General features: G+C 61.6%; 20 protein-coding genes and 5 pseudogenes. 16 read left to right on the forward strand and 9 right to left on the reverse strand.

Features of this window, described 5'->3' with window-relative positions; genetic code table 11:
- Positions 1–62 precede the first annotated feature (62 nt).
- A complete protein-coding gene (locus MF410_RS29550) occupies positions 63–1097 on the forward strand; it encodes a LacI family DNA-binding transcriptional regulator (protein WP_239621010.1) in 1035 nt (344 codons plus the stop codon).
- 2 nt (positions 1098–1099) lie between these two features.
- Here the strand turns inward: MF410_RS29550 and MF410_RS29555 are convergent, their stop codons facing one another.
- Both MF410_RS29555 and MF410_RS29560 read right to left on the reverse strand, forming a co-directional pair.
- On the reverse strand, positions 1100–2053 hold the full coding sequence (locus MF410_RS29555; protein ID WP_097627982.1) for an alpha/beta hydrolase: 954 nt from the start codon (positions 2051–2053) through the stop codon (positions 1100–1102).
- A pseudogene (locus MF410_RS29560) lies at positions 2050–3187 on the reverse strand (Gfo/Idh/MocA family oxidoreductase). The gene MF410_RS29555 and the pseudogene MF410_RS29560 overlap by 4 nt, the downstream one beginning before the upstream one ends.
- 227 nt (positions 3188–3414) lie before the next feature.
- Between MF410_RS29560 and MF410_RS29565 the strand changes: the two are divergent.
- Complete coding sequence (locus MF410_RS29565; protein WP_097627980.1) at positions 3415–4233, forward strand: sugar phosphate isomerase/epimerase; 819 nt, start codon at positions 3415–3417, stop codon at positions 4231–4233.
- Between the two features lie 88 nt (positions 4234–4321).
- Here MF410_RS29565 and MF410_RS29570 read toward each other — a convergent pair whose 3' ends face one another.
- Positions 4322–5083 (reverse strand): DeoR/GlpR family DNA-binding transcription regulator, encoded by a 762-nt coding sequence (locus MF410_RS29570; RefSeq protein ID WP_097628134.1) that lies wholly within the window; start codon positions 5081–5083, stop codon positions 4322–4324.
- Positions 5084–5330: 247 nt separating this feature from the next.
- Here MF410_RS29570 and MF410_RS29575 point away from each other — a divergent pair, with 247 nt between their 5' ends.
- The 8 genes and pseudogenes from MF410_RS29575 to MF410_RS29610 all read left to right on the forward strand — a co-directional run bounded on the left by MF410_RS29575 (position 5331) and on the right by MF410_RS29610 (position 13015).
- Complete coding sequence (locus MF410_RS29575; RefSeq protein ID WP_064844122.1) at positions 5331–6131, forward strand: class I fructose-bisphosphate aldolase; 801 nt, start codon at positions 5331–5333, stop codon at positions 6129–6131.
- 3 nt (positions 6132–6134) lie between these two features.
- Positions 6135–7076 (forward strand): PfkB family carbohydrate kinase, encoded by a 942-nt coding sequence (locus MF410_RS29580; protein WP_097627979.1) that lies wholly within the window; start codon positions 6135–6137, stop codon positions 7074–7076.
- Between the two features lie 328 nt (positions 7077–7404).
- On the forward strand, positions 7405–8550 hold the full coding sequence (gene ugpC, locus MF410_RS29585; protein WP_239621012.1) for a sn-glycerol-3-phosphate ABC transporter ATP-binding protein UgpC: 1146 nt from the start codon (positions 7405–7407) through the stop codon (positions 8548–8550).
- 54 nt (positions 8551–8604) lie between these two features.
- Entirely contained in the window at positions 8605–9681 is a 1077-nt protein-coding gene (locus MF410_RS29590) for a Gfo/Idh/MocA family oxidoreductase (protein ID WP_097627977.1), read from the forward strand.
- Positions 9681–10526, forward strand: a complete 846-nt coding sequence (locus MF410_RS29595) for a sugar phosphate isomerase/epimerase (protein ID WP_097627976.1) — start codon at positions 9681–9683, stop codon at positions 10524–10526. Before MF410_RS29590 ends, MF410_RS29595 begins: the two co-directional genes overlap by 1 nt.
- Positions 10523–11332, forward strand: a complete 810-nt coding sequence (locus tag MF410_RS29600) for an alpha/beta hydrolase (RefSeq protein ID WP_097627975.1) — start codon at positions 10523–10525, stop codon at positions 11330–11332. Before MF410_RS29595 ends, MF410_RS29600 begins: the two co-directional genes overlap by 4 nt.
- A 4-nt stretch (positions 11333–11336) precedes the next feature.
- Positions 11337–12037: pseudogene (locus MF410_RS29605) on the forward strand (ribulose-phosphate 3-epimerase).
- Between the two features lie 12 nt (positions 12038–12049).
- A pseudogene (locus tag MF410_RS29610) lies at positions 12050–13015 on the forward strand (ROK family protein).
- Between the two features lie 39 nt (positions 13016–13054).
- Here MF410_RS29610 and MF410_RS29615 read toward each other — a convergent pair.
- The gene (locus MF410_RS29615; RefSeq protein WP_054185265.1) at positions 13055–14068 is read right to left on the reverse strand and encodes a substrate-binding domain-containing protein; all 1014 of its coding nucleotides are present in this window, start codon (positions 14066–14068) and stop codon (positions 13055–13057) included.
- 269 nt (positions 14069–14337) lie between these two features.
- Between MF410_RS29615 and MF410_RS29620 the strand changes: the two genes are divergently transcribed.
- The 6 genes and pseudogenes from MF410_RS29620 (at position 14338) to MF410_RS29645 (ending at position 20555) form a co-directional block, all read left to right on the forward strand.
- Complete coding sequence (locus tag MF410_RS29620) at positions 14338–15597, forward strand: ABC transporter substrate-binding protein (RefSeq protein ID WP_097627972.1); 1260 nt, start codon at positions 14338–14340, stop codon at positions 15595–15597.
- Positions 15598–15666: 69 nt separating this feature from the next.
- A pseudogene (locus tag MF410_RS29625) lies at positions 15667–16654 on the forward strand (sugar ABC transporter permease).
- Complete coding sequence (locus tag MF410_RS29630; RefSeq protein WP_003591439.1) at positions 16654–17484, forward strand: carbohydrate ABC transporter permease; 831 nt, start codon at positions 16654–16656, stop codon at positions 17482–17484. Before MF410_RS29625 ends, MF410_RS29630 begins: the two are co-directional and overlap by 1 nt.
- A 10-nt stretch (positions 17485–17494) precedes the next feature.
- Positions 17495–18520 (forward strand): ABC transporter ATP-binding protein, encoded by a 1026-nt coding sequence (locus MF410_RS29635; protein ID WP_131710542.1) that lies wholly within the window; start codon positions 17495–17497, stop codon positions 18518–18520.
- Positions 18521–18581: 61 nt separating this feature from the next.
- Positions 18582–19367, forward strand: a complete 786-nt coding sequence (locus MF410_RS29640; RefSeq protein ID WP_131710543.1) for a ThuA domain-containing protein — start codon at positions 18582–18584, stop codon at positions 19365–19367.
- A gap of 150 nt (positions 19368–19517) precedes the next feature.
- Entirely contained in the window at positions 19518–20555 is a 1038-nt protein-coding gene (locus MF410_RS29645) for a Gfo/Idh/MocA family oxidoreductase (protein ID WP_097629388.1), read from the forward strand.
- A 112-nt stretch (positions 20556–20667) separates the two neighbouring features.
- Here the strand turns inward: MF410_RS29645 and MF410_RS29650 are convergent, their stop codons facing one another.
- From MF410_RS29650 to MF410_RS29670, 5 genes and pseudogenes are all read right to left on the reverse strand, one after another.
- Positions 20668–21060 carry a DUF4112 domain-containing protein gene (locus MF410_RS29650; RefSeq protein WP_097629389.1) on the reverse strand — a complete coding sequence of 131 codons (393 nt, stop codon included), beginning with the start codon at positions 21058–21060 and terminating at the stop codon, positions 20668–20670.
- Positions 21061–21117: 57 nt separating this feature from the next.
- Positions 21118–22192 (reverse strand): annotated as a pseudogene (locus tag MF410_RS29655) (alcohol dehydrogenase family protein).
- Between the two features lie 12 nt (positions 22193–22204).
- The gene (locus tag MF410_RS29660) at positions 22205–23584 is read right to left on the reverse strand and encodes an aspartate aminotransferase family protein (RefSeq protein WP_097629391.1); all 1380 of its coding nucleotides are present in this window, start codon (positions 23582–23584) and stop codon (positions 22205–22207) included.
- Positions 23585–23677: 93 nt separating this feature from the next.
- On the reverse strand, positions 23678–25174 hold the full coding sequence (locus MF410_RS29665; RefSeq protein ID WP_097629392.1) for an NAD-dependent succinate-semialdehyde dehydrogenase: 1497 nt from the start codon (positions 25172–25174) through the stop codon (positions 23678–23680).
- Positions 25175–25293: 119 nt separating this feature from the next.
- Entirely contained in the window at positions 25294–25791 is a 498-nt protein-coding gene (locus tag MF410_RS29670) for an Lrp/AsnC family transcriptional regulator (RefSeq protein WP_097629393.1), read from the reverse strand.
- Positions 25792–25842 lie beyond the last annotated feature (51 nt).

A 25842-nucleotide genomic window follows, 5' to 3' on the forward strand; every position in this document is an offset into this window, starting at 1 on the left:
CAGTGCCGCCAGTGCGATTATCAAATAGATCCAGCGTGATCATCCCGTCGTTAAGGAACTGAATGGCCAAGAAGAGTTATAAATCGATGGATGATTTCGCGACCGCCTCCGGCGTGTCGCGTCCGACGCTGTCGAAATATTTCAATGATCCCTCGCAGATTAAAGAGGTGACACGCAAACGTATCGAGGCGGCTCTCAAGAAGTCGAATTTCGAGCCGAACCTTTTCGCGCGGCATCTCAATCGCAAACGGACCAGGAATATCGGGATCCTGGTCCCGACCATGTCGGACCCCTTTTATGTGCAGGTCGTGTCGCTGATCGAGCTCGAGTTGCGCGACAAAGGATTTTGGCCGGTCCAGATCTCGTCGCACACGCGGCCGGAACTGGAGGCGGAGGCGGTGCGGACCTTGCTGTCGCTGAAGGTGGCCGGCGCGATCGTGGCGCCGCTCGGGGCCGGTTCGCGCCGCTCCGCGCTGGAAAGGCTGAAAGACGCGATCCCTGTCGTCTGCTTCGACAATCCTGCCAGCGGCGATCTTCCTTACGTCGGCAACGACAACGCCCAAAGCATGGCAGCCATTGTGCAATATCTCTGCCGGTCCGGTGAGCCGCCGATATTCCTGGAAATTCCGCATCTGACGGAAAACGCCGGCGAGCGGCAGGCGAGCTACCGTGCGACCATGACAAGGGAAGGGCATTCGCCGCTGGTCATCGATTGCGACGCACCGCCGTCCTGGGAGTTCGAGCGCCTCGGATACGAGCAGATGCAGAGGATTCTCGCGCGTGGCGGCCTACCGGGCAAAACTCTGCTCTGCGCCAACGACCGCTTCGCTTTCGGCGCCATGGCGGCGGCCTTCGCATCCGGCCTGAAAATCGGCCGCAGCGACGACTGCGATGTGCGGATTGCCGGGCACGACGACCACCCGCTCAGCCGATATACCTGCCCGTCGCTGACGACGATGGCCCAGAACGCACCGGAGATCGCGGCAAAGTCCGTGGAACTGTTGCTTTCTCATATTGAAAGCGAGGACGAGGGGACTACCCCTTCAACGAACAGGGTGATCCTGGAAGCGACGCTGGTGATGCGCGACTCGGCTTGAGATCAGTCGTCGGTTGCAGTTGAACGGGCCAGCGCAGGGTCCATGGCGCGCCATGCCGTTGCAATGGCTTCAAGAGCCTCCTGGGCCTCCGGAATGGCCCGCCGCTTCGAGACGAAGCCATGGATCTGTCCGGGCCATGTCCGGCTTGTCGCCTGGGCTTCCGAACTGAGCCGCTCGGCATAGAGGGCTCCTTCGTCGAAAAGCACGTCGTGACCGGCAAGGATGACGACGGCGGGCGCCACGCCCGCCAGCGACGCCGCCCGCAGCGGCGAGGCTCGCCAGTCGGACCCGCTTGCGGTGTCCGGCAAATAGTGGTCGCGGAACCATCGCATCGCCGCTGCCGTCAGGCCGAAGTCTTCTGCGTAACGCAAATAGCTGTCGGTTGCCTGCAACTGGTCGGTCACCGGATAGATTAGCACCTGGCCGATGACGGCAGGCACCTGTCCGTCCCGCGCCAGAAGAGCGATGACAGCGGCGAGATTTCCGCCGGCGCTGTCGCCGCCAACGACAATTCGTGCCGGATCGATGCCGAGTGCATCAGCCTGATCCCTCATCCAGATGAGCGTGGCCGCACAGTCCTCGATCGCTGCCGGAAATGGATGTTCCGGGGCGAGGCGATAGTCGGGCGAAACCACGACGGCGCCAGCCATATTGGCAAGGCTCCGGCAGATGTCCTCATGGGTTTCAGGCGCGCCGATTACAAAGCCGCCGCCATGAAGATACAGCAAGGCGGGGGCCTGCTGGCGCGGCGCGGCGCGGCCGCGCCAGATCTTCAAACGGGTTGCGCCGACATGTCTTTCCAGGATCTCCGCCACATCCTCGAGCGGCCACTGGATATCTGCGAAACCGTCCAGATACTGTTGCCGCGCCAGCGCCGGCGTACAGCTTTCCACCGGCTCCTGCGACTCGCCGGGCCAGGCCAGTGCGCGTCTTGCGGATTCATCCAGTTGCGTCATGCGAGCAGGCTCCTTGCTTCGTCTTCCCGCAATTCGCTTGGCTGGGCGACAGTATCCGGAATGGTCTGGGCGACACCGGTTTCACCTGCCCGGAGGATTGCTTCCATGACATCGAGCACATGCAGCGCGAGATCGCCTGAAGCACGTGGCGCTCGGCCTTCGATGATGGCGCGGGCGAGCTCGGCAAGGCCAAGCATGCGATAATTGGCGCGGTCCGGTGCCGCGATCGGCCAGTTGACGGCACCGAAGAGTGCGACTGACGTATCGGTTTCCTCCCAAGGCGCGCCACGGTCGGAGAGCGCAATGCGGCCGCCGAAATTGTCGGGGTCGGGCAGGCGCAGCGAGCCTTCGGTGCCATGCAGTTCGATGGGGTGGTTGGAATGGCGGAAGACGTCCCAGGAAGTGCCAAAGGTAACCGTGGCGCCGCAATCGAATTCCAGCAGCGAAAGCACGCTGGTCGGTGTGCCGACTTTGAACGTGGTGCCCTGTTTCGGCCCTTCGGCGGTAATGAGCCGCTCTTCCTGCCCGCTTGTGGCGACGGCCTGCACACGGCGGATCGGCCCCATCAGATTGACCATCATCGTCAGATAATCAGGGGCCCATGTCCATCACCGGGCCTGCGCCGGCCTGGTAGTAGAAGCCGGGGTCCGGATGCCAATGCTCCATGCCGCGGCCCATCATGAAGGCTGTTCCCGTCACCGGCCTGCCGATGGCGCCGGCTTCCATCTGCCGCCGGGCATAGCGTCCGGCCGCTCCCAGGAAGGTGTCCGGGGCCGAACCGAGCATGAGATCCTTTTCGGCAGCAGCGCCCACCAGCAGGCGGCCTTCCGCGGCCGTGACGCCGAGCGGCTTTTCGGTGAACACATGTTTGCCCGCCGACAGCGCCCGCATCGACACGTCGAAATGCGCGGCCGGGATCGTCAGGTTGAGGATCAGGTCGATATTCCTGTCGTCGATAAGGGCATCGACCTCTGCTGCCCGCAGGTTGAACTCGGCTGCACGGCGCCTGGCGGCGTCTGCATTGATGTCCGCACAGGCGGTGATTTCGACGCCGCGAAACAGCGGCGCGTTGCGCATATAGGCGAGCGAAATGCTGCCGCATCCCACAACGCCGATCCTGAGTGTCTGTGCCATTGAAGAACCTGACCTTGCCGTTCCAAGCGCGGAGTGCCGCGGATGCACGTTGAATTCGCGAGCAATAAATTATGTTGACGCACGCTAACATTTTCCCCTACGAAATGACAAGACGTTGGGAAGCGTCGCAATTCCCGGAGGCAAAGCCCTTCGTAGGGCCGCGATGATCGCCTGCGTGGAGCTCCTTCGATTTCGGTTGTCATCAACGAATAGGTCAGGACCAAGTTATGCACGATGCTGCGCTGAAGATCGGCTGCCAGACATTCACTTGGGAGATGCTGGGCAAGGGGTGGAGCGGCGGGCCGGACGATCTGGTGCGCGCCATCGCCGATGGCGGATATGCCGGTCTCGAAATCACCGACACGATGATCGGTCACTACGCGCTTAAGCCTGTCGACTTTGCCCGGACGCTTGCGGAGGCCGGTTTGACACTGGTTTCCTTTGCCTTCGGCTCCGCCAGCGGTTTCACGGTGACGGAAAAGATCGCTTCCGATCTGGAGACGGCCCGGCGATGGGTGGATTTCGCGGCGAATTTTCCCGGTGCGATGGTCTCGATGGGATCGGCCACAGTCGTTTCGGATGGGCCGCGCGAGGACAAGTTCGCCATCGCGGCGGAGTGCTATAATCGCGCGACCGAGATCGGACGGTCGGCCGGCGTCGCCGTCGCCGTCCACCCTTCCTCGCACCACAATACGCTGCTCTTCACCAGAGCCGACTATGACCGGCTGTTTGCTCTCCTGGAACCACGCGTGGGTTGGGTGCCGGATACCGGCCATATCCTGCGGGGCGGCCAGGAGATCGGCGATACGCTTTCGGCCTACCGGGACCGTATCCGCTACGTGCATCTGAAGGATGTCGACGCCGGCGGGATCTGGGCGATGCTCGGCGAAGGCGTCTGCCACGTGCCCGCCGTGATTTCGGCAGTTCGGGCGGCGCCGGAGTTTACCGGCTGGATCGTGGTGGAGGAAGAGTCGGGCCATGCCGGAACCGATCCTGCCGCCGCCGTTCGCAAGAATCGCGAGACGCTTCGACGACTGGGGTTTTAGCCGATCTCGTCCCCCTGGCGCCGAGCGCCATAGAGCCGCGGCAAAGCCTCTCCCGGCTCGCTTCTCCCGTGAAGAGAGAGGCTGAAGATCACGCGTAACGGACCTCCACGCCGAGTTTCTCCAGCCGGTGGCGGATGCTGTGCGGCATGTTGCTGTCGGTGATGATCAGGTCGACGCGCGACAGCGAGAAGGCTTTCGAGGAGGCGCCGATATCGAACTTGCTCGAATCCGCCACCAGCACGACGCGCCGGGCCATGCGAACCAGGTTGCGCTTGGTCCGCGCAATATCCTCGGAGACATCGACGACGTCGAAGGCCTGATCGATCGCATGGGCGCTGACGAAGGCCTGGTGGGCGACGAGCCCGCCGACCGCCTTGTCGGAATCCGAGACGATCGTGCTGACGGTGCTGGGAAACACCCGGCCGCCAATCATGTGGACGTCGAGCCCCGGCCGGTACATCAGATGCTGGGCGATGTTCATCGCCGTCGTCGCCACCACGACGTTGTTGACCGGCGGCATCTGCATGGCCACCTGCAGCAGCGTCGAGCCGCTGTCGAAGACGATCGACTGGTTGTCGATGATCTGCCGCGCTGCCACCTGAGCAATGCGCCGCTTCGCATCGAAATTGCGCTGCATGCGCTCCTCGAAGGCTGCGGCCGGCGAGTCGGACGGCAGGGCGATTGCTCCGCCATGCGTTTTGATCAGCTGCTTCTTCGCGTCCATGATTTCGAGATCGGAGCGGATCGTGACTTCCGAAACCTCAAAGAATTCCGCGAGCTGGCGGGTGCGGGCCTGACCAACTCGTTGAAGTTCCAGCATGATCTGCTGCCGCCTCTGTTCTGCAAGCATGTTCGATCCCGGCTGCGGCGCGCCTCGTTGTGATAAGGCGACTTTTGAAAAACGAAAGACAACCGCCTGATGCTGCGGCTTATGCTGCATAAATAGCCTTCAGCAGCAAAAAATGCACGTCAAAAATTCTCTTTCCGCGTGAAAACGAAAGAATTCGAAATATTGAACATTTGTTTGTTTTCGAGTTAGGGTTTTTCAACAACGCCGCCGGCATTTTCGACGCCGCAATCGCAAAGGAAGCATCGCCATGGGTCTCGGAACGAAAGTCCGCCTCGCACGCCTGTTCTCAAACCCATCGGGGCATTTGTTTGGGGGCGCGGTCGATCATTTTGTCGGTTATGGCAATGTTCGCGAGGGCGGGCTTGCCGATCTGCCGGGCGCGCTCAGACGCGTGATGGCGGGAGGCCCCGACTACATCAGCATCCAGCCCGGCGCGGCGCGCCACCTCTGGTCGGATTATGCCGGAAAGGCCGCCCTCGTCATTCAGGGCGGCTGCTTCACCGCCGACGACCGGATTCGCCAACTCATCGCCACTCCGGAAGACGCGGTGCGTTATGGTGCGGACGCGCTGGCCGTCGCCATTCCGGTGCGCGGCGCCACCGAAGGAGAGTATATCCGCTGGCTGACCGACACGGTCAACGCTGCCGCCCGCTTCGAAATGCCGGTCGTCGCCCATGTCTATCCCCGTGATTTCTCCGACGGCGGCAAGATCGTGTTCACCCCGGATGAGATCGCCTATGCGGTGCGCATCGGTTTCGAAGCCGGCGTCGACGTGATCAAGGTCGGCTACACCGGGGATTTCGAATCCTTCCGCGAGACCGTCGCGACCTGCCCGATTCCGGTGGTGATTGCCGGCGGCCCGAAGACCGATACGCTGCTCGGCGCGCTCGTCCAGACATCGGAAGCCTTGCGCGCCGGCGCCAAGGGCGCGGTCGTCGGCCGTAACCTCTGGGGTCACGGCGATACGACCATGGCCGCGCGCGCCTTCAAATTCGTTATTCACAATGGCATGGCGCCGGAGGAAGCGCTGGCGGCCGCCGGTGCTTGAGACGTGTCGCGCCCGCTCCAGGTTCTAGGCTTCGGCGCCCTTGCCATCGATGACATTATCTATGTCGATCGCGGGCTTTCGGCCGGCAAGGGGAAGGTGACGAAACGGGCCACGGACCATGGCGGCAATGTTGCGACGGCCCTTGTTGCCGTCGCTCGGCTTGGCGGGCGCGCCGGCTTTATCGGCTGGCTCGGCGAGGATGCTGCGACCGATCCGGCCGGCGCCGAACTCGAGCGTGAGGGCGTCGACATATCCCTGGCGCCCCGCCACGCCGCTGCCGCGCCGATCCGCTCCGTGATCACCGTCGCTCCTAACGGCGACCGGTTCATAGCCTATGACGACGATGTGCTGCACGGAACATCCGATGCGCTGCCCGATGACGTTTTGATGCGGGCCCCAGTCCTGCTGATCGACGGTTATGCCACGCATTCGGAAAGCGTCGTGGCGCGGGCGCGAGCACTCGGGCTTGCCGTGATAGCCGATATCGAATGGACGGTGGGTGCCGCGACGGACGGGCTCATCGCCTTCGCCGACCATCTGGTGCTGCCACTCGCTTTCGCCAGAGAGTACACCGGTGAAGATGATCCAACGATCATCCTGGAGAAGCTCTGGTCAGCGGAGCGGTCCGCTGTCGTGCTGACCGATGGCGAACGAGGAACCTGCCTCCGCCAGAAAGGCGATCCCACCCGCTGGCTTTTGCCGGCCTATCAGGTCCAGGCGGTCGACACGACCGGCGCCGGCGACTGTTTTCATGGGGCCTACGCTCTTGCCCTTGCCGAGGGCAAAACCCCGCTTGATTGTGTAGCCTATGCCACAGCGGCGGCTGCCATTTCCGTGACCGCACGCGGAGGGCGCCGGGGCCTGCCGGACAACCGGACCTGCCTGGCATGGATGGCGGGGGAAAATGCGCCGGTGCCGCGCCCAATTCCGGGATGCCACGATTAGCGTGCAACTGGTCGGTGTCGAATTTGTGGGCCGCCTGAGCAAAACAACATCTTGATCGCAGGGTTTAAAGGTCCTTAACGGCGACCGCGCTGGCCATAAAAGTTACGCGCGTAAAAATATTTTAGCGCGCATAATAATTCGATTTTTCGGATCAAACGTGATATATTTCAAATGGATACGGTGAGATACCCGACAAGGTGCGCGCGGAATGCGATCGATTCTTTTGTTGACATTGAAGCTCAGGCCTGAGCTTTCTTGTCGAAAGGCTCGGAGGTGGCGGGAAGAGCGCCGGTCGAAACGTGAGCGGTGTGACACGGGAGGATGAGACGTGGCTGTGGTTGTACTGGACAAAATCTGCAAGACCTATGGAAACAGCTACCATGCGATCAAGGATCTGAGCCTGACGATCCATGACGGCGAGTTTCTGATTCTGGTCGGTCCGTCCGGATGCGGAAAATCGACTGCGCTCCGCATGATTGCCGGGCTTGAGGAAATCAGCAGTGGAACCTTGAGCATCGGCGGTCAGGATGTCGTCGATCTTGCGCCCAAGGACCGCGACATTGCCATGGTTTTCCAGAGCTATGCGCTTTATCCGCACATGACGGTGTTCGACAACATTGCCTTTTCGATGAAGCTGGCCGGAAAGACCAAGGCCGAGCGAACCAAGCGCGTTCACGAGATTGCCAAGATACTGCAGCTGGAAAGCCTGCTCGGCAACAAGCCCGCCCAGCTTTCCGGCGGCCAGCGCCAGCGTGTTGCGATGGGCCGCGCCATGGTCCGTGAGCCCGCGGCATTCCTGATGGATGAGCCGCTCTCCAACCTCGATGCCAAGCTGCGTGTTCAGATGCGCGCCGAAATCGCAAGCCTGCAGCGGCAGTTGGGGGTGACGACGATTTACGTGACGCACGACCAGACCGAAGCCCTGACCATGGGCGATCGCGTCGCGGTGCTGAAGGGCGGCGTGCTTCAGCAGGTGGATACGCCCAAGGCCCTCTATCACCGCCCGGTCAATGCGTTTGTCGCAGGCTTCATCGGCTCGCCGTCGATGAACCTGTTCGAAGGGCGTCTGGAGGGCATGCGGATCCATCTGCCGGGCTTCTCCATCCCGTTGTCCGACGGCGCCTTCGAGCGGGCTCCCGGCCTTTCCGCCTTCGAGGGAAAGGCGCTGATCTTCGGCGTTCGGCCGGAGGACCTCTACGACAGCCGGTTGCCGTCCGGGTCCTCCCATCCGACGATCCCGGTCGTCGTCAAATCGATCGAGGAGCTTGGCTCCGAGTTGATCGTGCATTTGAAAATCGACGCAGTTCGGATCAACTCGGGCGACCCCGACGCCGTCGAAGACCTAAGCGGTGCGGCCAACGCCGTCGCCCGCTTCGAAGCTGTCAGTACGGTCGAGGCAGGCCAATCGATCAATCTGGCAATCGATCCGGCGAAACTTCATTTTTTCCATCCTCAAACCCATGTGGCGCTGTGAAGCGAAGACGAAACCGGCGTTCATCTTCAACATCCGACCTAGAGGGGGTTATCGATGCCAGCAAAACAGGAACGGCGCCTTCGCATCGGCGTATTGGGGGCCGGCCAGATTGCCCAGGCGGCGCACTTCGAGAGCTGCACGAAGGCTGTGAATGCCGATCTCCATGCGATCTGCGACGTCGCCGCGGATCTCCGCGAACGAATGGCGATCACCCATGGAGCGGAAAAAACCTACGACGACTATGACAGGATGCTGGCCGACCCCGACCTTGATGCCGTGATCATCGCCACCGCCGATGCCTTTCACGTTCCGGCCTCGATCCGCGCCCTTCAGGCGGGCAAGCATGTGCTGTGCGAGAAACCCGTCGGTGTCACCGTCGAAGAGTGCCTTGAATTGAAGGCTGAAGTCGAGACGTCGGGAAAGGTGTTTCAGGTCGGGCATATGAAGCGTTTCGACGCCGGGCTTCAGGCGGCGAAATCCTTCATCCGCGACGAGATGGGCGAGATGGTTGCGTTGAAGGCGTGGTATTGCGACAGCACCCACCGCTATCCGATGACCGATGCGGTCCAGCCGCTGATCGTTTCAAGCGCCAATGCGCGAAAGCCCGCTGCCAATCCGAAAGCCGACCTGCGCCGCTACTACATGCTGGCGCATGGCTGCCACCTGATCGACACGGCGCGTTATTTTGCCGGCGACATCGTTGCCGTCACCGCGCGCCTGTCCGAGCGGGCCGGCATCTGGTGCTGGTTCGTCGATGTGGAGTTTGCCTCCGGCACGCTCGGCCATCTCGATCTCACCGTCCAGGTGCGCATGGACTGGCACGAAGGTTTCCAGATCTATGGTAAGAACGGCAGCATTTTGGGCAAGACCTATAACCCCTGGTACTACAAGACCAGCGAAGTCGACATTTTCCGGGAAGCCGACGGCGCGACCCATCGCGTTCTCGGCGCCGACGGTCATTTTTATCGCCGTCAGGTCGAAGGCTTCGCCCGCACCATTCTGGATGGCGCAGTGATGGAAGGTGCCGACATCGATGATGGCCTGGCCTCCGTCCGGGCTATGGTCGCCGTCGCGCGTTCTGCCGAAAGCGGCAAACCGGTCGCGCTGGCTGATGTCACGGGTGGCGTGTGATGAAGCTCGGCATCTTCGCAAAGACCTTCGAGGGAATGGAACCGGTAACCGTTCTCAACTCGGTCGCCGCGGCCGGGTTCACCTGCGCGCAATACAATATGGCCTGCTCCGGCCTTCCGCCGATGCCGGAGATCATCACGGAAGCCCAGGCCCGTTCGGTTGCCGAAGCGGCGCGCGAGAGCGGCGTCGAGATTGTCGCCGTTTCCGGCACCTTCAACATGATCCACCCGGATCCTGCCGTTCGCGAGGCCGGCCTTCGCAACTTGGCGACTCTGGCCGAGCGCAGCGCCGGCATGTCGACGACCTTGATCACGCTCTGCACCGGCACACGCGACCCCATCGATCAGTGGACGGCGCATGCCGACAACAATACGCCGGAGGCCTGGCAGGATCTCCTCGAGGCCATGGGGGCGGCCATCGAGATCGCCGAGCGCTACGAGGTCGATCTCGGCATCGAGCCCGAGCTTGCCAATGTCGTCGACTCGGCTGAGAAAGCCCATCGGCTGATCACGGCACTGAAGAGCCCCCGCATCAAGATCGTGCTCGATCCGGCCAATCTCTTCGAGGTCGCGACGCTGGATGAGCAGCGGAGCATCGTGTCTTCCGCCATCGACCTTCTGGCCGATCGGATCGTCATGGCGCATGCGAAAGACCGCAATCCGGACGGTAGTTTCGCGACCGCCGGCAAGGGTGTCCTCGACTACACGCATTATCTCGGCCGTCTCAAGGCGATTGGTTTTAACGGCAGTCTCGTCACGCATGGTCTTTCGGCCTCGGAGGCGGCCGGTGTAGCGGCCTTCCTGAAGAATATCCTCAATGGTCATTCTGCGGGGGCAGGAAGATGAGACGGGTTCAACCGTTCGAAACTAGCGACGGGGTCACTCTCAATGTGGATATGGCGGGCGAGGGTGCGTCTGTCATATTCCAGCATGGCCTATGCGGAGACGCGGCGCAGACCGATGAAGTCTTTCCGCTCGACGCGGGGTTTCGCCGGGTTACGATCGAAGCGCGCGGCCACGGACACTCCCAAGCCGGCAATCTGGAGCGGTTGTCGATCGCGACCTTCTGCGATGATATCGCCGCCTATATCGAGAAGAACCTTACGCCGCCGATCATGATCGGCGGCATCTCGATGGGTGCGGCGATCGCCTTGCGTCTCGCGGTCAAGCGGCCCGATCTCGTCAAGGCTCTGATCATCGCAAGGCCGGCCTGGCTGACGGCACCCGCGCCGGAGAATATGGCGCCCAATGCCGAAGTCGGGCGGCTTATGAAAACTCTGCCACTGGGCGAGGCAAAGACCACGTTCCTGGCAGGACCGATAGGCGTGCGGCTCGCCGCCGAGGCGCCGGACAATCTGGCCTCGCTTGCCGGCTTTTTCTCGCGCACGCCTCTGGATGTGACCGCCGAAATGCTGACCAGGATTTCCAACGATGGTCCTGATGTGACCGATGATGAAGTCGGCAATCTCGCCCTTCCGACGCTGGTCATCGGCCATGATCGCGACAGCATTCATCCTCTTGGTCACGCACGCGCTCTTGCCGCGCGGATTGCCGGCGCGCGTTTCGTGCAGATCACGCCGAAAACCGAGAGCCGTCCGCAATATGTCGCCGACTTTCGGCTTGCCGTCGGCAACTTTCTGAAGGAGCTTTGAAACGATGCCTACCCCCTCCAAGACCTGGATCGACGATCTTCCGAAGGATCGGCTGATTGCCGAATTCTCCGTCTGGTCGGCCGATCTCATGCGTCTCGCCGATGATCTCGGACGTGTCGATCCTCATGTCGACATCCTCCATATCGATGTCGCCGATGGCCATTTCGCGCCGGCGATGTTGTTTTTCCCGATCTCGTGGCCGGCGTGCGCAAAGTCTCCACGCGCCCCATCCATGTTCACTTGATGGTTGCCGATAGCATCATCCTGTCGCAGATCGAGCAGTTCGCCGATGCCGGCAGCGACCTGATCAGTCTTCATGTCGAAAACGAAAGCGTCGCGAACGAGGCTCTCGATCTTCTCGATCGCCGCGGTGTCGCAGCCGGCATGGTTCTCAAGGTCGATACCCCGGTCGAGCGGATCGAGAGATACGCTTCCCGGCTGCGTTTCGTGACGCTGCTTGGCACGGCGATCGGCGTAAAGGGCCAGGGCCTCGACGAGAAGGCCGGCGCCCGGCTTCAACAGGCAAAGCGGATCATCGCCGGCTGCGGTGCGGCCGATCGGATCGTGCTGGCGGCCGATGGCGGCATTCGCGAGCACACTGTGCCTCTCTTGCGCCAATCCGGCGCGGAAACGGTGGTTCTCGGTTCCCTGGCTTTCAATGCGCCGTCGCTCGATGAGCGAATGGCATGGATGCGCGCGCTCTAACGGGTGGTTCACATGCAGCAGGTTGCCATTGGTATAGACCTCGGCGGAACGCAGGTGCGCGCTGCCCTTGTCGACGAGCAAGGCAGGATCCTGACGCGTTTGGCCGAACCAACGGATGCGCTGGCCGGCCCCGACCGGGTGCTCGCCCAGATTTGCGGCCTCGCCGATCGGCTGCTTGCAGCATCGAAGCCTGCTTCGGTGGTGGGCGTCGGCGTATCCGCCCCGGGCCCGACTCGATACGGTCGCCGGTGTCGCAACCGATATTCCGACCCTTCCGGGCTTCGTTGATTTTCCGCTGAAGGCAGAGTTGCAGAAGCGGTTTGCGTTTCCGGTCGATCTCGAAAACGACGCCATTGCCGCGGCGATCGGCGAATGGCAGTTCGGTATTGGCAAGGGCCTTGATAACCTCGTCTATGTCACGGTCAGCACCGGGATCGGCGGCGGCGTTATCTCGGACGGTCGCGTGGTGCGCGGTCGCAAGGGCATGGCCGCCCATGTCGGCCACATGTCGGTCGTGCCGAACGGCGAGCTTTGCCCTTGCGGCAACAGGGGCTGTTTCGAGGCCTATGGATCCGGGCCGGCTTTTGCGCGGCGCGCGCAAATGCGGGCGGTGGAAAGCCGAGAGACGACGATAGGCAGCGGTGGCGGCACCATCGACAGCCGCAGCGTTTTTGCGGCGGCTAGATATGGCGATCGTCTCGCAAATCAACTGGTCGACGAGGAAGCGGAGGTTCTCGGTCGCGGCTTCACCAGCCTGATCCACATCTTCAGTCCCGATATCATCGTCATGGGGGAGGGCTCTCCCACGAATTCGAACGTCTGCAACCGGGCATTCAAGCCTATATCAGCCAGTGGGCAATGCCGGCATTCAAGGATGTCAAGGTGATGCTGGCGGCATTGGATCAGAACTCGGGCCTTGTCGGCGCGGCGGCTCTGGCATTCTTGGCGGGGAAGGTCGCTCCGATCGATCATCTTTAGAAGACACTCGGGTTCTGTACGCGTCGAGAGGTTGCTCCGTCAGGGCGGTGGGGCGGTACTTTCCCTGAGAATCAGTTCGACCGGCCACAATTCATGGACCTCATCCGCGGCACGTCCGGCAATAAGCTGTAGCGTTAACTCAGCACAGCGCGTGCCCGCAGCACGCATCGAGGATCGCGTTGTCGAGAGCGACGGCACCATGTTTTCGGCCGTCAGATAAGGGAAGACGTCGTCATGGGCGATGACCGAGACATCCTGTCCCACCGTCATCCCAAGCGAACGGACGGCGCGGTAAACACCAAGCGCCGTCATCGTGGAGCCCGCGACGATGGCGGTCGGCGCATTCGCTCTCTCGAGGAAGGAGCGGGCATGGCGAAAGCCGCTTTCGTCGGAAAATTTATCGCAGACCATCAGGTTGGGATCGGCAGTCAGCCCACGCTCTTGATGCGCCAGCCGAAAACCCTGCTCGCGGTGGATCGAATAGGTCTTGCCCCTGAGGCCGTTGATCATGGCGATGCGCCGGTGCCCGAGGTCGAGCAGGTGTTCGGTGGACCTGCGCACAGCATTTTCATTATCGATATCGAGCCAGGCGTGAACGTGCTCGGTCTCCGAGCGGCCGTGAACCAGGAAAGGCACGCCGAGGCTGTTCAGCATCTCGATCCGAGGGTCCCGGGGACGTGGCGAATGAATGATCACTGCATCCACCCGGCGGCTTTCGACCAGGCGTCGATAGGCCTGGATCTCGTCGTCATCATTGTGCGCGGTGATGGGCGTGATGAGAATATCCGTATCGGCCGTTTCCAGGCGCTGCGCCATTCCCGACACGAATTCCGCGAAATGAATTTCTCCTGAACGTCCCATCATAACGCCTATCGCTCCGGCTCGTCCGGTCTTTAGCCGCACGGCATTGATATCGGGGCGATAGCCAAGCCGCATTGCTTCGCTTGCAACCCTGGCGCGCGTGGCTTCGCTCACCTCTGGGTAGCCGCTGAGCGCACGGCTGACCGTCGTCGGAGAAAGCCCAAGCTGCTTTGCAAATTCACGAAGTTTCATCGGATGTCTTCTTTATCTAGGCAATCAATGGACGATGCTTTGGCGATGCGCAACGGGTAAGCGCCTAATTCAGCGGCGATTGAAATCGATTTCAATACGGCCGACTTGGGGCATCGCCTGCAGACACCAGAAATTGCCTCTTAAGCTGTATATGATGCCATGATTGATATGTTGTACAACTGTGAAGTGCTGATTTGTCGGCTTGACGCCGCCAAGGCCTTCTGCAATGTTCTGCGGGCCAAATCGATTTCAATTTCTGGGAGGAGATCATGAAACAGTTTGCCTTAGCCTTATCCGCGCTCGCCGTCGCGGTCGCCGGCCCGATCCGCGCCGCCGAAATTTCGTTCGCCGCCAACACCACCGGGAAAAGCATCGAATTTCTTCAGAAGCAGGTGGCGGTTTTCGAAAAGAACACCGGCAATCATGTCAAGCTCGTCACCATGCCATCATCGAGCAGCGAGCAGTTCTCCCAATACCGCCTGTGGCTTGCGGCCGGAAACAAGGACATTGATGTCTATCAGACCGACGTGATCTGGGCGCCGCAGCTTGCCGACCAGTTCATCGATTTGAAGGAGGCAACCAAAGACGTGGTCGGCCAGTTCTTCCCGTCGATCATCGCGTCGCAGACCGTCAATGGCCGGCTCGTGGCGCTGCCGTTGTTTACCGATGCTCCGGCGCTGTTTTACCGAAAGGACCTGCTCGACAAATACGGCAAGCAGCCGCCGAAGACCTGGGACGAGATGGCCGCCACCGCCAAAGAGGTTCAGGATAAAGAACGTCAGGCCGGACAGAAGGACCTCTGGGGCTACGTGTTCCAGGGCAATTCCTACGAAGGGCTGACCTGCAACGCGCTGGAATGGGTGAAGTCGTCGGGCGGCGGCCAGATCGTCGAGACGGACGGAGCGATCTCCATCAACAATGAGAAGGCGGCTGCAGCACTCGAGCGCGCCAAGGGCTGGATCGGCACGATCTCACCGCCAGGCGTGCTCGCCTATCAGGAAGAAGAATCGCGCGGCGTCTGGCAGACCGGCAACGCCGTCTTCATGCGCAACTGGCCCTATGCCTATTCCCTCGGCAATGGTGCCGACAGCGCCGTTAAGGGCAAGTTCGACGTGATGACGCTACCGGTCGCAGCCGCCGGCGACAAGCCGTCTTCGACGCTCGGCGGCTGGAATCTGGCGGTGTCGAAATACTCCGAAAAGCAGGAAGCGGCCATCGCGCTGGTAAAATTCCTGGCGTCGAAGGACGTTCAAAAGGCGCGTGCCGTCGAGCTGTCCAATTTGCCAACGCTGACGGACCTTTATGACGACAAGGATGTTGCCGCGGCACAGCCCTTCATGCCGAACTGGAAGCCCATCTTCCAGGACGCGGTGCCGCGCCCTTCGGCGACGGCCAAAGTCAAGTACAATGAAGTGTCCTCGAAGTTCTGGACTGCAGTCCACAATACACTGTCCGGCAGCGGCTCAGCTGCCGAGAACCTCGAGCTTCTCGAAGCCGACCTGACGACCCTCAAGGGCGACGCCTGGTGACTATCGGGACCGGCGGCTGTCAAGCCGTCGGTCCGGTCTTCGGCCTGAGTCGATGAGGAGGGGCGTTTCATGACAGAAATCGTAGTTCCACAAGCGATTGAACCAAGGGTTTCCAAGCTCAGAGCCTCTACGGAGACTGCAATCCGAACGCATTCGCTCTGCCTGGGTGTTTCTGGCGCCGACGCTGTTGATCCTGGCGATCGTCGCCGGATGGCCGCTGTTCAGAACAATCTATTTCAGCTTTACCAATGCGTCCCTCAACGACCTTGGCAACGCGCAGTTCGTCGGCTTTTCCAATTATCTGTCGTGGGTGACGCTGAAGAGCGGAAGAACCGTCTATCGCGGGCTGCTTGCCGATCCGGTCTGGTGGCATGCTGTCTGGAATACCGCCAAGTTCACCGTCCTTTCGGTCCTGATCGAGACCGTGCTCGGGCTGATCGTCGCCCTGGTGCTGAATGCCCGGTTCGTCGGACGCGGGGTCGTACGGGCCGCAATCCTCATTCCTTGGGCGATCCCAACGATCGTCTCGGCCAAGATGTGGGCTTGGATGCTCAACGACCAGTTCGGTATCTTGAATGAGATTCTGCTCGGCTTCGGCCTGATCAGCGAGAAGATCGCCTGGACCGCCAATCTGGAAACGGCAATGATCGCCGTTTTGGTCGTCGACGTATGGAAGACGACGCCTTTCATGGCGCTTCTGATCCTTGCGGGACTGCAGATGGTTCCGAGCGACATCTATGAAGCCGCCAAGATCGACGGCGTCAATCCGATCAAGGTGTTCTGGCGTCTGACGCTGCCACTGATCCGGCCGGCTATCATGGTTGCCGTGATCTTCCGGATGCTGGATGCGATGCGCATCTTCGATCTGATCTATGTCCTGACGCCCAACAATGCGCAGACGAAAACCATGTCGGTGATGGCGCGCGAGAACCTGTTCGACTTCGACAAGTTCGCCTACGGCGCCACCGCCTCAACGGTGCTTTTCCTGATCATCGCCTCCGTCACCGTCCTTTATATGTGGCTCGGCCGCGTCAAGCTCGGTGGGGAGGAACGCTGATGCTGCTTTCGATCACCAAGAATACGCTCTTCTACCTGCTCGTCACGATCATCGTCATCATTGCGGTGTTTCCGTTCTACTATGCCATCCTGACGAGCCTGAAGACCGGCACGGCGCTTTTCCAAGTCGATTACTGGCCGACCTCGATCTCTTTCGCCAACTACACTTCCGTGATGGGCCAAGGCGGGTTCGTTCGCAGTCTTGCGAACTCCGCGATGGTCGCCTGCGTCGTGGTTTCCGCATCGCTGTTGCTTTCGATCACCGCCGCATTCGCGCTAGCGCGGGTGAATTTCCGCGGGCGGGCGCTGTTGATGCTGACCATCCTTTCGGTGTCGATGTTTCCGCAGATCGCTGTTCTTGCCGGCCTCTTCGAACTCATTCGCTGGTTCGGCATCTTCAACACGCCTTTCGCGCTGATCTTCTCCTACATGATCTTCACCCTGCCGTTCACCGTCTGGGTGTTGACGACCTTCATGCGGGAATTGCCGATTGAGATCGAGGAGGCGGCGATCGTCGATGGCGCGTCGCCATGGGTCATCATCACCCAGGTGTTCATGCCGTTGATGTGGCCGGCGCTGGTGACGACGGGGCTGCTTGCTTTCATCGCCGCGTGGAACGAGTTCCTTTTTGCGCTGACATTCACATCATCGGATACGCAGCGGACCGTCCCGGTGGCCATTGCCCTGCTGTCGGGCAACAGCGAATTCGAGATCCCCTGGGGCAACATCATGGCGGCGTCGGTCATCGTCACCGTCCCGGTTGTCGTGCTTGTTTTGATATTCCAGCGCCGGATCATTTCGGGACTGACCGCCGGCGGCGTCAAAGGTTGAGGGAGTAGACATGGCAGAGATCCGACTGGAGAACATCCGCAAGAGCTTCGGTGCTTTCGAGGTGATCAAGGGCGTGACGATGGACATCCGCAGGGGTGAGTTCATGGTGTTCGTGGGGCCGTCGGGATGCGGCAAGTCCACGCTGCTCCGGCTTATCTCCGGCCTGGAGGACATTACGTCAGGAACCCTCTCCTTTGACAGCACGACGGTGAACCAGCATGCGCCATCGAAGCGAGCGATCGCCATGGTGTTCCAGTCCTACGCGCTCTATCCGCATATGACAGTCTTCGACAACATGGCTTTCGGCATGAAACTGTCCGGGCGCACCAGAGACGAATGCCGCGAGCGTGTTGAAGAGGCGGCCGGTATGCTGCAGCTCTCACCCTATTTGGATCGCTTGCCGCGCCAGCTTTCCGGCGGACAGCGTCAGCGCGTGGCAATCGGCCGGGCGATCGTCCGCGATCCCAAGGTCTTTCTTTTCGACGAGCCGCTGTCCAACCTCGATGCGGCGCTTCGCGTTGCGACCAGGCTGGAAATCGCCAAGCTTCATCGCAGCATGCACAACACGACGATGATCTATGTGACCCATGATCAGGTCGAGGCGATGACGCTCGCCGATCGGATCTGCGTGTTGAGAGACGGCGTCGTCGAGCAGATCGGTACGCCGCTGGAGCTTTACGAAAGCCCCAATTCGCTCTTCGTGGCCGGCTTCATCGGTTCGCCGAGAATGAACTTCCTGTCGGGCGAGCTGGCACAGCCCTATGACAGCCATACAATCGGCGTGCGCGCAGAGCATGTTCGCATCACGGCCGAGTCGCCGGTTTGGAGCGGCACGGTCATCCATTCGGAAATCCTCGGCTCCGATAGCTTCGTCTATATGGATATCGGGGCGGATGAGCCGCTCATCGTGCGGGAGGCCGGTGTCTCCCGTCACGAGCCAGGCCAGACGCTTGGCCTTGCACCGCTTGCCGGCCATGTCCACCGCTTCGACCACTCAGGCCGGGCGCTGGAGCGGGCATCCCTGCAGGCTGCCTGATCTTCCCAGGGTCGATGCTCTTCCCAAGGCTCGATCCGTTTAACCACCAGGAGTGAACAACGTGACCATTCGCACCATTGTCTGGGGTGAAAACATCCATGAGAACACCAATGCAATCGTCCGGGGGATCTACCCTGAGGGCATGCACACGACGATCGCCAATGCGCTGAATAGCGATCCCGGCATTTCAGCGACGACGGCGACGCTGCAGGAGCCGGAACACGGCCTCAGCGAAGCCCGGCTTGCCGAAACCGACGTGCTGACCTGGTGGGGCCACAAGGATCACGGCGCTGTCTCCGACGTCGTCGTCGAGCGCGTCGCCAAGCGCGTCTGGGAAGGCATGGGCCTGCTTGTGCTGCATTCGGGCCATTTCTCGAAAATCTTCAAGCGGCTGATGGGCACGCCCTGCGCGCTGAAATGGCGCGAGGCGGGCGAGCGTGAGCGGCTGTGGACGATCAATCCACGCCATCCGATCGCCGCCGGCATCGGCGAGCATTTCGAGCTCGAGAACGAGGAGATGTATGGCGAACAGTTCTCGGTACCGGAGCCGCTCGAAACGGTGTTCATCTCCTGGTTCCAGGGCGGCGAAGTGTTCCGCTCCGGCCTGACCTGGCGGCGCGGCGCCGGCAACATCTTCTACTTCCGCCCCGGCCACGAGACCTATCCGACCTATCACGACGCCACCATCCAGAAGGTGCTGATCAACGGCGTCAAATGGGCGTACAACCCGCAAGGGTCGTTGACTGGCATTACCGACGCCCCAAATGTGCCGGTAGAAAAGGCCCTGGAGCCGATCGTCGAACGCGGCCCGAAACTGCATCAGGCCGGCGAAGCCGGTTACCGCTGAGGAGCTGAGACACCTTATTCGCGTGGACGCCAAGGCAGGGGATTGGCCCGGAAGAAACGGGTCGATCTCTTTCTTGGCAAGAGCGTCGGGCGCTTGCGAAAAGACGACCGATTCTGCTGCCAATAATTCGACAAACAAATGAGGACAAAGATGCGCTTGATCATTCTCGGAACCGGAGGATGGGCAAATACCCATGCCATGAATTTCTCGGAAATCGCCGGCGTCAAAATTGTTGCCGCCGTCGATACGGACGAGGTCCGGCTGCGGGCTTTCGCGCTCAGGCATGCTATCCCGCTGACGTTCACATCGCTCGATGATGCCCTTGCCTGGGGGGAGTTTGACGCCGTGACCAATGTGACGCCGGATCGCGCCCACTATTCCACGACGATGAAATTACTTCGCGCCGGCAAGCATGTGCTCTGCGAGAAGCCGTTGGCGGTGAACTACCGCGAGGCCAAGGAGATGGCCGACGCCGCAGCTGCCTCCGGCAAGGTCACGATGGTAAACCTGACATATCGCAACGTGGCGCCGCTGCAAGCAGCGCGCAAGATGGTGCTGGACGGGCGTCTCGGCGCGATCCGGCACTTCGAAGCCTCCTATCTCCAAAGCTGGCTGGTCTCGAAGGCCTGGGGCGACTGGACCAAAGAGTCGCAATGGCTCTGGCGGCTGTCGACGAAACACGGCTCCAATGGTGTGCTTGGTGATGTCGGTATCCATATTCTCGACTTCGCGGTTTTTGCCGCCGGAAGCGACGTCAAGGCGGCGGCATCGCATCTTAAAGTGTTCGACAAAAGCCCTGGTAACCGGATCGGGGAATACGACCTCGATGCAAATGACAGTTTCTTGATGATGGCTGAACTCGAAAACGGCGCGGCTGGCGTCATCCATGCAACGCGATGGGCGACCGGCCATCTGAACGAATTGCGCCTGCGCCTGCACGGAGACAAGGGTGCGCTGGAGGTGGTGCATACGCCCGAGGGCTCGACGCTGAGGACCTGTGAAGGTGCCGACGCCGATAAGGCAATCTGGCGCAAGATCGAGGTCGAACCGGTCATCACCAATTTCCAGCGATTTGCAAACGCCGTGCGAAAAGGACAGCCGGACGAGCCAGGTTTCGGCCACGCTGCCAAGCTGCAATTTGTTCTCGATCACGCGGTGAAGACGGCGGGTGCTTTGACTGAGCTTTAAAGCCCTTTCAGATTGAACCATTCTGTTGGCTCTAACGGAGCGCGATGGTCGATCGGCGTCGCGTCTCGTGGAGGCTCCTCGCCAACGGAACAGCAGGGGGCGGCCGACCGCGTCAAATTCTGCGGTTCAGCTGGTCTTCGTTCACGCCGAAATGGTCGAGAATGATGCCGACGTTGCGGCGATGAGACTTGAAATAGACGTCGAAGAGATCGCCGATCAGCGGAACCGTGCCGCAGGCGGCGTCGACACCGAGATTGGCGGCCATGCGGGCGAGTTTATGGCCAGGAAGGCCAAGCCGTCTTGCCTCGTCGATGATGAAAAGACCGATCAGGGATCCGGCAACATCCCCGATGGCCGGGATGAGTCCGAGGACCGAGTCGGCGCCGATCCGGACGCCGATGATCGGCAATCGAACCGCCGTATCCATCAGACGGGCTATGCCGACAGCGCGCCGAATTCGCCCGAGTTCGGCAGAAGTGAGGTATGTCGTCTTGCCTGTGTCCATGGCCGTGAAACGCCGCAAAGCCGATAAGGTTCGGCGGCGCGCGTGATCGGATCGCGCTTATCTCTTGTCCGGAACCACGACCAGTTTGCCGACAAAATTTTTCGCCATGAAATCGCTCTGGGCGCGGTGGAATTCCGACAGCGGATAGACGCCGCCAACGAGAGGCCGGATCTTCCGGCTTTCGATATATCCGACGAGCCGGCGGAAGTCGGCGCGGCTTCCCTGGCTGGAACCATGCAACTCCAATTGTTTGAGATACATGGTCCTGAGGTCGAGCTGGACGACCGGGCCGGCGATGGCGCCGGCCGTCGTATAGCGGCCTTCCGGGCGCAGGATCTTCAAGAGGTCGTTGAACAGCGGCCCGCCGACGAGATCGGCGACGACGTCGATCGGCTGGCCACGGCTGGCGGAATGGACGGCTTCGACCAGATCGCCCTTGCCGCGAGGTCACCACAGCCTCGGCACCGATCTCAAGCATCGCCGCCTCCTTGCCGGGACCGGCGACCGCGATTGGGATGGCGCCGCGGGCGCGCGCCAGCTGGATGATCGCCGAGCCGACGCCGCCCGAGGCGCCGGTGACGAGGACACGTTCGCCGGCGGCAAGCCTTGCCCGCTCCAGCATGCGCTCGCCGGTCAGATAGGCACAGCAGAAGGTGGCCAGTTCGACGTCGGTGAGATCGGTTGCAACGACATGGGCGTTCTCGGCCGGCAGGACCATATATTCGGCATAACCGCCGTCGCGGCCATGGCCCATGTAGTCGATGTCGGCAAGGCTGTCGTCGTCGCGGTTGTAGATCGAAAAATCGACCATGACACGTTCGCCGATCCGTGCCGGATCGACGCCGGCACCGACGCCGACGATATCGCCGACCGTATCGGTGCCCTGAATGCGCGGGAAGCTCAGCGTATTGCCCTGCCGGCGCCAGGTGGAAACGGCGGATGGATCGTCCTCTGTACCGTAGGCGCCCTGGCGTACCCAGACGTCGGTGTTGTTCATGCCGCAAGCGGTGACGCGGATCAGAACCTCTCCGTCGGCAGGCGTCGGAACGCGCACGTGCCTGTCATAGACGAGCTTGTCCAACCCGCCATGACCGGTGAGCAGAACGGCCGCCATCTTTTCGGGGATCATCATGCCGCGCTCTCCTCAGATCGTCTTGAAGACGGTTTCGATGGCGTCGGCCGCCGCCTTGACAACGATATCGGCCTCCTCGCGTGTCAGGCAGAGCGGCGGGGCGAAGCCGAGGATATCGCCCTGCGGCATGGCGCGGCCGATGACGCCGCGTTCGAGAAGGGCGGTGGCGACCTGCGGGCCGATCTTGCGGCCGGCGTCGAAGAACTTGCGATCATCCTTGTCTTCTACGAATTCGACTGCCGCCATCAGCCCGTCGCCGCGGACTTCGCCGACGTTGCGATGGCCGCCGACCGCTTTAGCCAGTTCCGAGCGGAAATAGGCGCCGGTCGCGCCGGCATTTTCGACGAGGCCGAGTTCATCGATCAGGTCGAGATTGGCAATGCCGGCGGCAGCACAGATCGGATGGGCGGAATAGGTCCAGCCGTGGCCGATCGCTCCCAACTGGTCGGAACCTTGCACCAGCACCTGCCACATCTTGCTCGAAACGATCGTGCCGGAAAGCGGGGCATAGGCCGAGGTCAGGCCCTTGGCGATGGTGATCAGATCCGGCTTCATGCCGTAATGATCCGAGCCGAACATCGTGCCGAGACGGCCGAAACCGGTCACGACTTCGTCGGCGACAAGCAGGATGTCGTATTTGTCGAGTACGGCCTGAATCTTTTGCCAGTAGCCTTTCGGCGGCGGCACGATGCCGCCGGTGCCGAGGATGGGTTCGCCGATGAAGGCGGCGATCGTGTCCGGTCCTTCGGTGACGATCATCTCCTCCAGCCTGTCGGCGCAATATTGCGAGAACTGCTCCTCGCCCATCGCGCGGTCGGGCCGGCGGAAATAATAGGGCGCTTCGGTATGAAGGATCGGCGCGCGCGGCAGGTCGAAGGCATTGTGGAAGAGTGCCAGGCCGGTGAGGCTGCCGGTCATGACGCCTGAGCCGTGATAACCGCGCCAGCGCGAAATGATCTTCTTCTTGTCGGGTCGGCCGAGGATATTGTTGTAATACCAGATGAGCTTAATGTTGGTCTCGTTGGCGTCCGAGCCCGACAGGCCGAAATAGACGCGGCTCATGCCCTCAGGCGCACGATCGATGATCATCTTCGAAAGCGTGATCGAGGCCTCGGTGCCGTGGCCGACATAGGCGTGGTAATAGGCGAGGTTCTTTGCCTGTTCGGCGATCGCGTCGGCGATCTCCCGGCGGCCATAGCCGACATTGACGCAATAGAGGCCGGCAAAGGCGTCGAGGCTTTTCCGCCCTGTCGTGTCGGTGATGTAGACGCCTTCGCCACCGGCGACGACGCGGGTCGGCGTCTCGCCGCGCGCATGCATGCCCATATGGGTGGAGGGATGGAAGAAGTGATCGCGGTCCCAGGCGGTGAGTTCGTTGCTTTTGTCGAGCATGTCCTGTCCTCTTTTTGAAATGGGCGGTTAGTGCATGTCGCCCGGAAGTGTGCCGCGGTTCCGGGATAACGACATGCGTAAAAACAAAGAGCTTTAAGCGGCGGTGTCGATGCAGAGATATTTGAGCTCGGTGAAGGCCTCGAGCCCATGGCGAGAGCCCTCGCGGCCGAGGCCGGACTGCTTCCATCCGCCGAAGGGAATAGGGCCGCCAGTGATCTTCACGCGGTTGACCGCCACCATGCCATATTCGAGCGCGCGGCCGAGACGCATCTGGCGGGCGCCGTTTTCGGTGACGACGTAGGCGACAAGGCCGTATTCGGTATCATTGGCGCGGGCGACGACCTCTTCTTCGGTGTCGAAGGTGGCAAGTGCTGCCACAGGCCCGAAGGTCTCCTCGCGCATGATCAGCGCATTTGCCGGCACATCCGTCAAAAGCGTCGGCTCGTAGAAGAGCCGGGCGGCCTTATGGCGTTTGCCGCCGGTGACGAGGCGTGCGCCCTGCGCCAGCGCGTCGGCGACCTGCTCCTCGACCTTGATGACAGCGCGCTCATGCATCAGCGGCCCGATCTCGGCGCCGTCCTCGAGCCCGGCGCCGACCTTCAGCTCCCCGATGCGGGCGGCAAAAGCCTTGGTGAAGCCGTCGGCGATCCGCCGATGGACGAAGATGCGGTTGGCGGCAAGGCAATCCTGGCCGGATGTGGCAAACTTGGCGTCGACGGCGATCTCGACCGCCTTTTCGATATCGGCGTCGTCGAAGATGATCAGCGGTGCGTGGCCGCCGAGTTCCATCACCAGCCGCTTCATGGTCGGGGCGCATTGGGCGGCAATCAGGCGGCCGACTTCGGTGGAGCCGGTGAAGCTTATGGCCCGCAGGCGAGGATCGGCACACATGCCTCCGACGATCGTTGCGGCATGGCCGGTGACGACATTGAAGACGCCGGCGGGAATGCCGGCCCGTTCTCCGAGTTCGGCGAGGGCAAGCGCCGAAAGCGGGGTTTCCGAAGAGGGGTGGGCGACGACAGTGCAGCCGGCCGCAAGCGCGGCGGCGGCCTTTCGGGTCAGCATCGCAGAGGGGAAATTCCAGGGCGTGACGATGCCGACGACGCCGAGCGCCTCGCGCCGGACGATCATTTCCGCCCCGGGCAGGTGGCTGGTGATGCTTTCGGCATTCAGCCGTTTGCCTTCCTCGGCATACCATTCGATGAAGGAGGCGGCGTAATCGATCTCGCCGCGCGCTTCCGCAAGCGGTTTGCCCTGTTCGAGCGTCATGATCAGCGCCAGATCCTCTTTGGCCGCGAGCATCAGCTCGTGCCACTTCCGTAGGATGGTCGCGCGGTTCTGCGGCAGCATGGCGCGCCAGGCGGCAAAGGACTGCGCCGCCGCATCGATTGCGGTTGCCGTCTCGTCCATACCGAGGCTCGCAACCCAGGCAAGCGTCCCTGAGGAGGCCGGATCGGTAACTTCGAAACTTTTGCCTGTCGTGCCGACGATCCAGCGGCCGCCGACATAGGCGAGATCGCGCAGGAGATGACGGTCGGCAAGCCGCGACAGCGCATCATGATAGGCGGGGCGGGCAAAAACGGCGGTCATGTCCAATCTCCTCGTGGCGGTGACGCAAGTCTTCCACACGAGCGGGCGAGAGATTGTCCTTTGGCGAAGGCCAGAAGAGAGAAACGGTCTAAAGGATGGCCGCCTGCTAGAGAGATTGTCTAGGAGGGGCTCTGTTCCTCGTCGGATGCCGCGAAGGAAGAGACCGGAAGCACCGTTTCTTCCTTCACCGTTTTGGTGACGATATAGGTGAAGTAGCGGTCGATGCCGAGTTCGCGGTCGAGAAGCCCGTCGACCAGCCGCTGATAGGCGTCGATGTCGGCGGTGATGATTTTCAGGATGTAATCGACGCCGCCCCCGACCGACCAGCAGGCAACGATCTCCGAGATTGCGGCAACGGCGCGCTCGAAGCGCTCGAAATCAGTCTGGCGATGGTTGGCGAGGGTCACTTCCATCATCACGCTAGCGACCGGCGCGATGCGCCGCGGGGCGATGCGGGCGTGGTAGCCGGTAATGATGCCCGCCTTTTCGAGCTTGCGCAGCCGCATCCAGCACGGCGTCGGCGACAGGCCTGCCCTTTCGGCCAGTGCCAGCTTGGTGATGCGGCCGTCGCGCTGGACGGCGTCGAGAATGCGCAGGTCGATGGCGTCGAGCTTCATGGTGCTTTCTTTAGAAAGAAATCATTTCAAACGCAGCGAAAAGACAATGGA

The sequence above is a fragment of the Rhizobium sp. C104 genome, from assembly GCF_022354505.1.
Classification (GTDB): domain Bacteria; phylum Pseudomonadota; class Alphaproteobacteria; order Rhizobiales; family Rhizobiaceae; genus Rhizobium; species Rhizobium redzepovicii.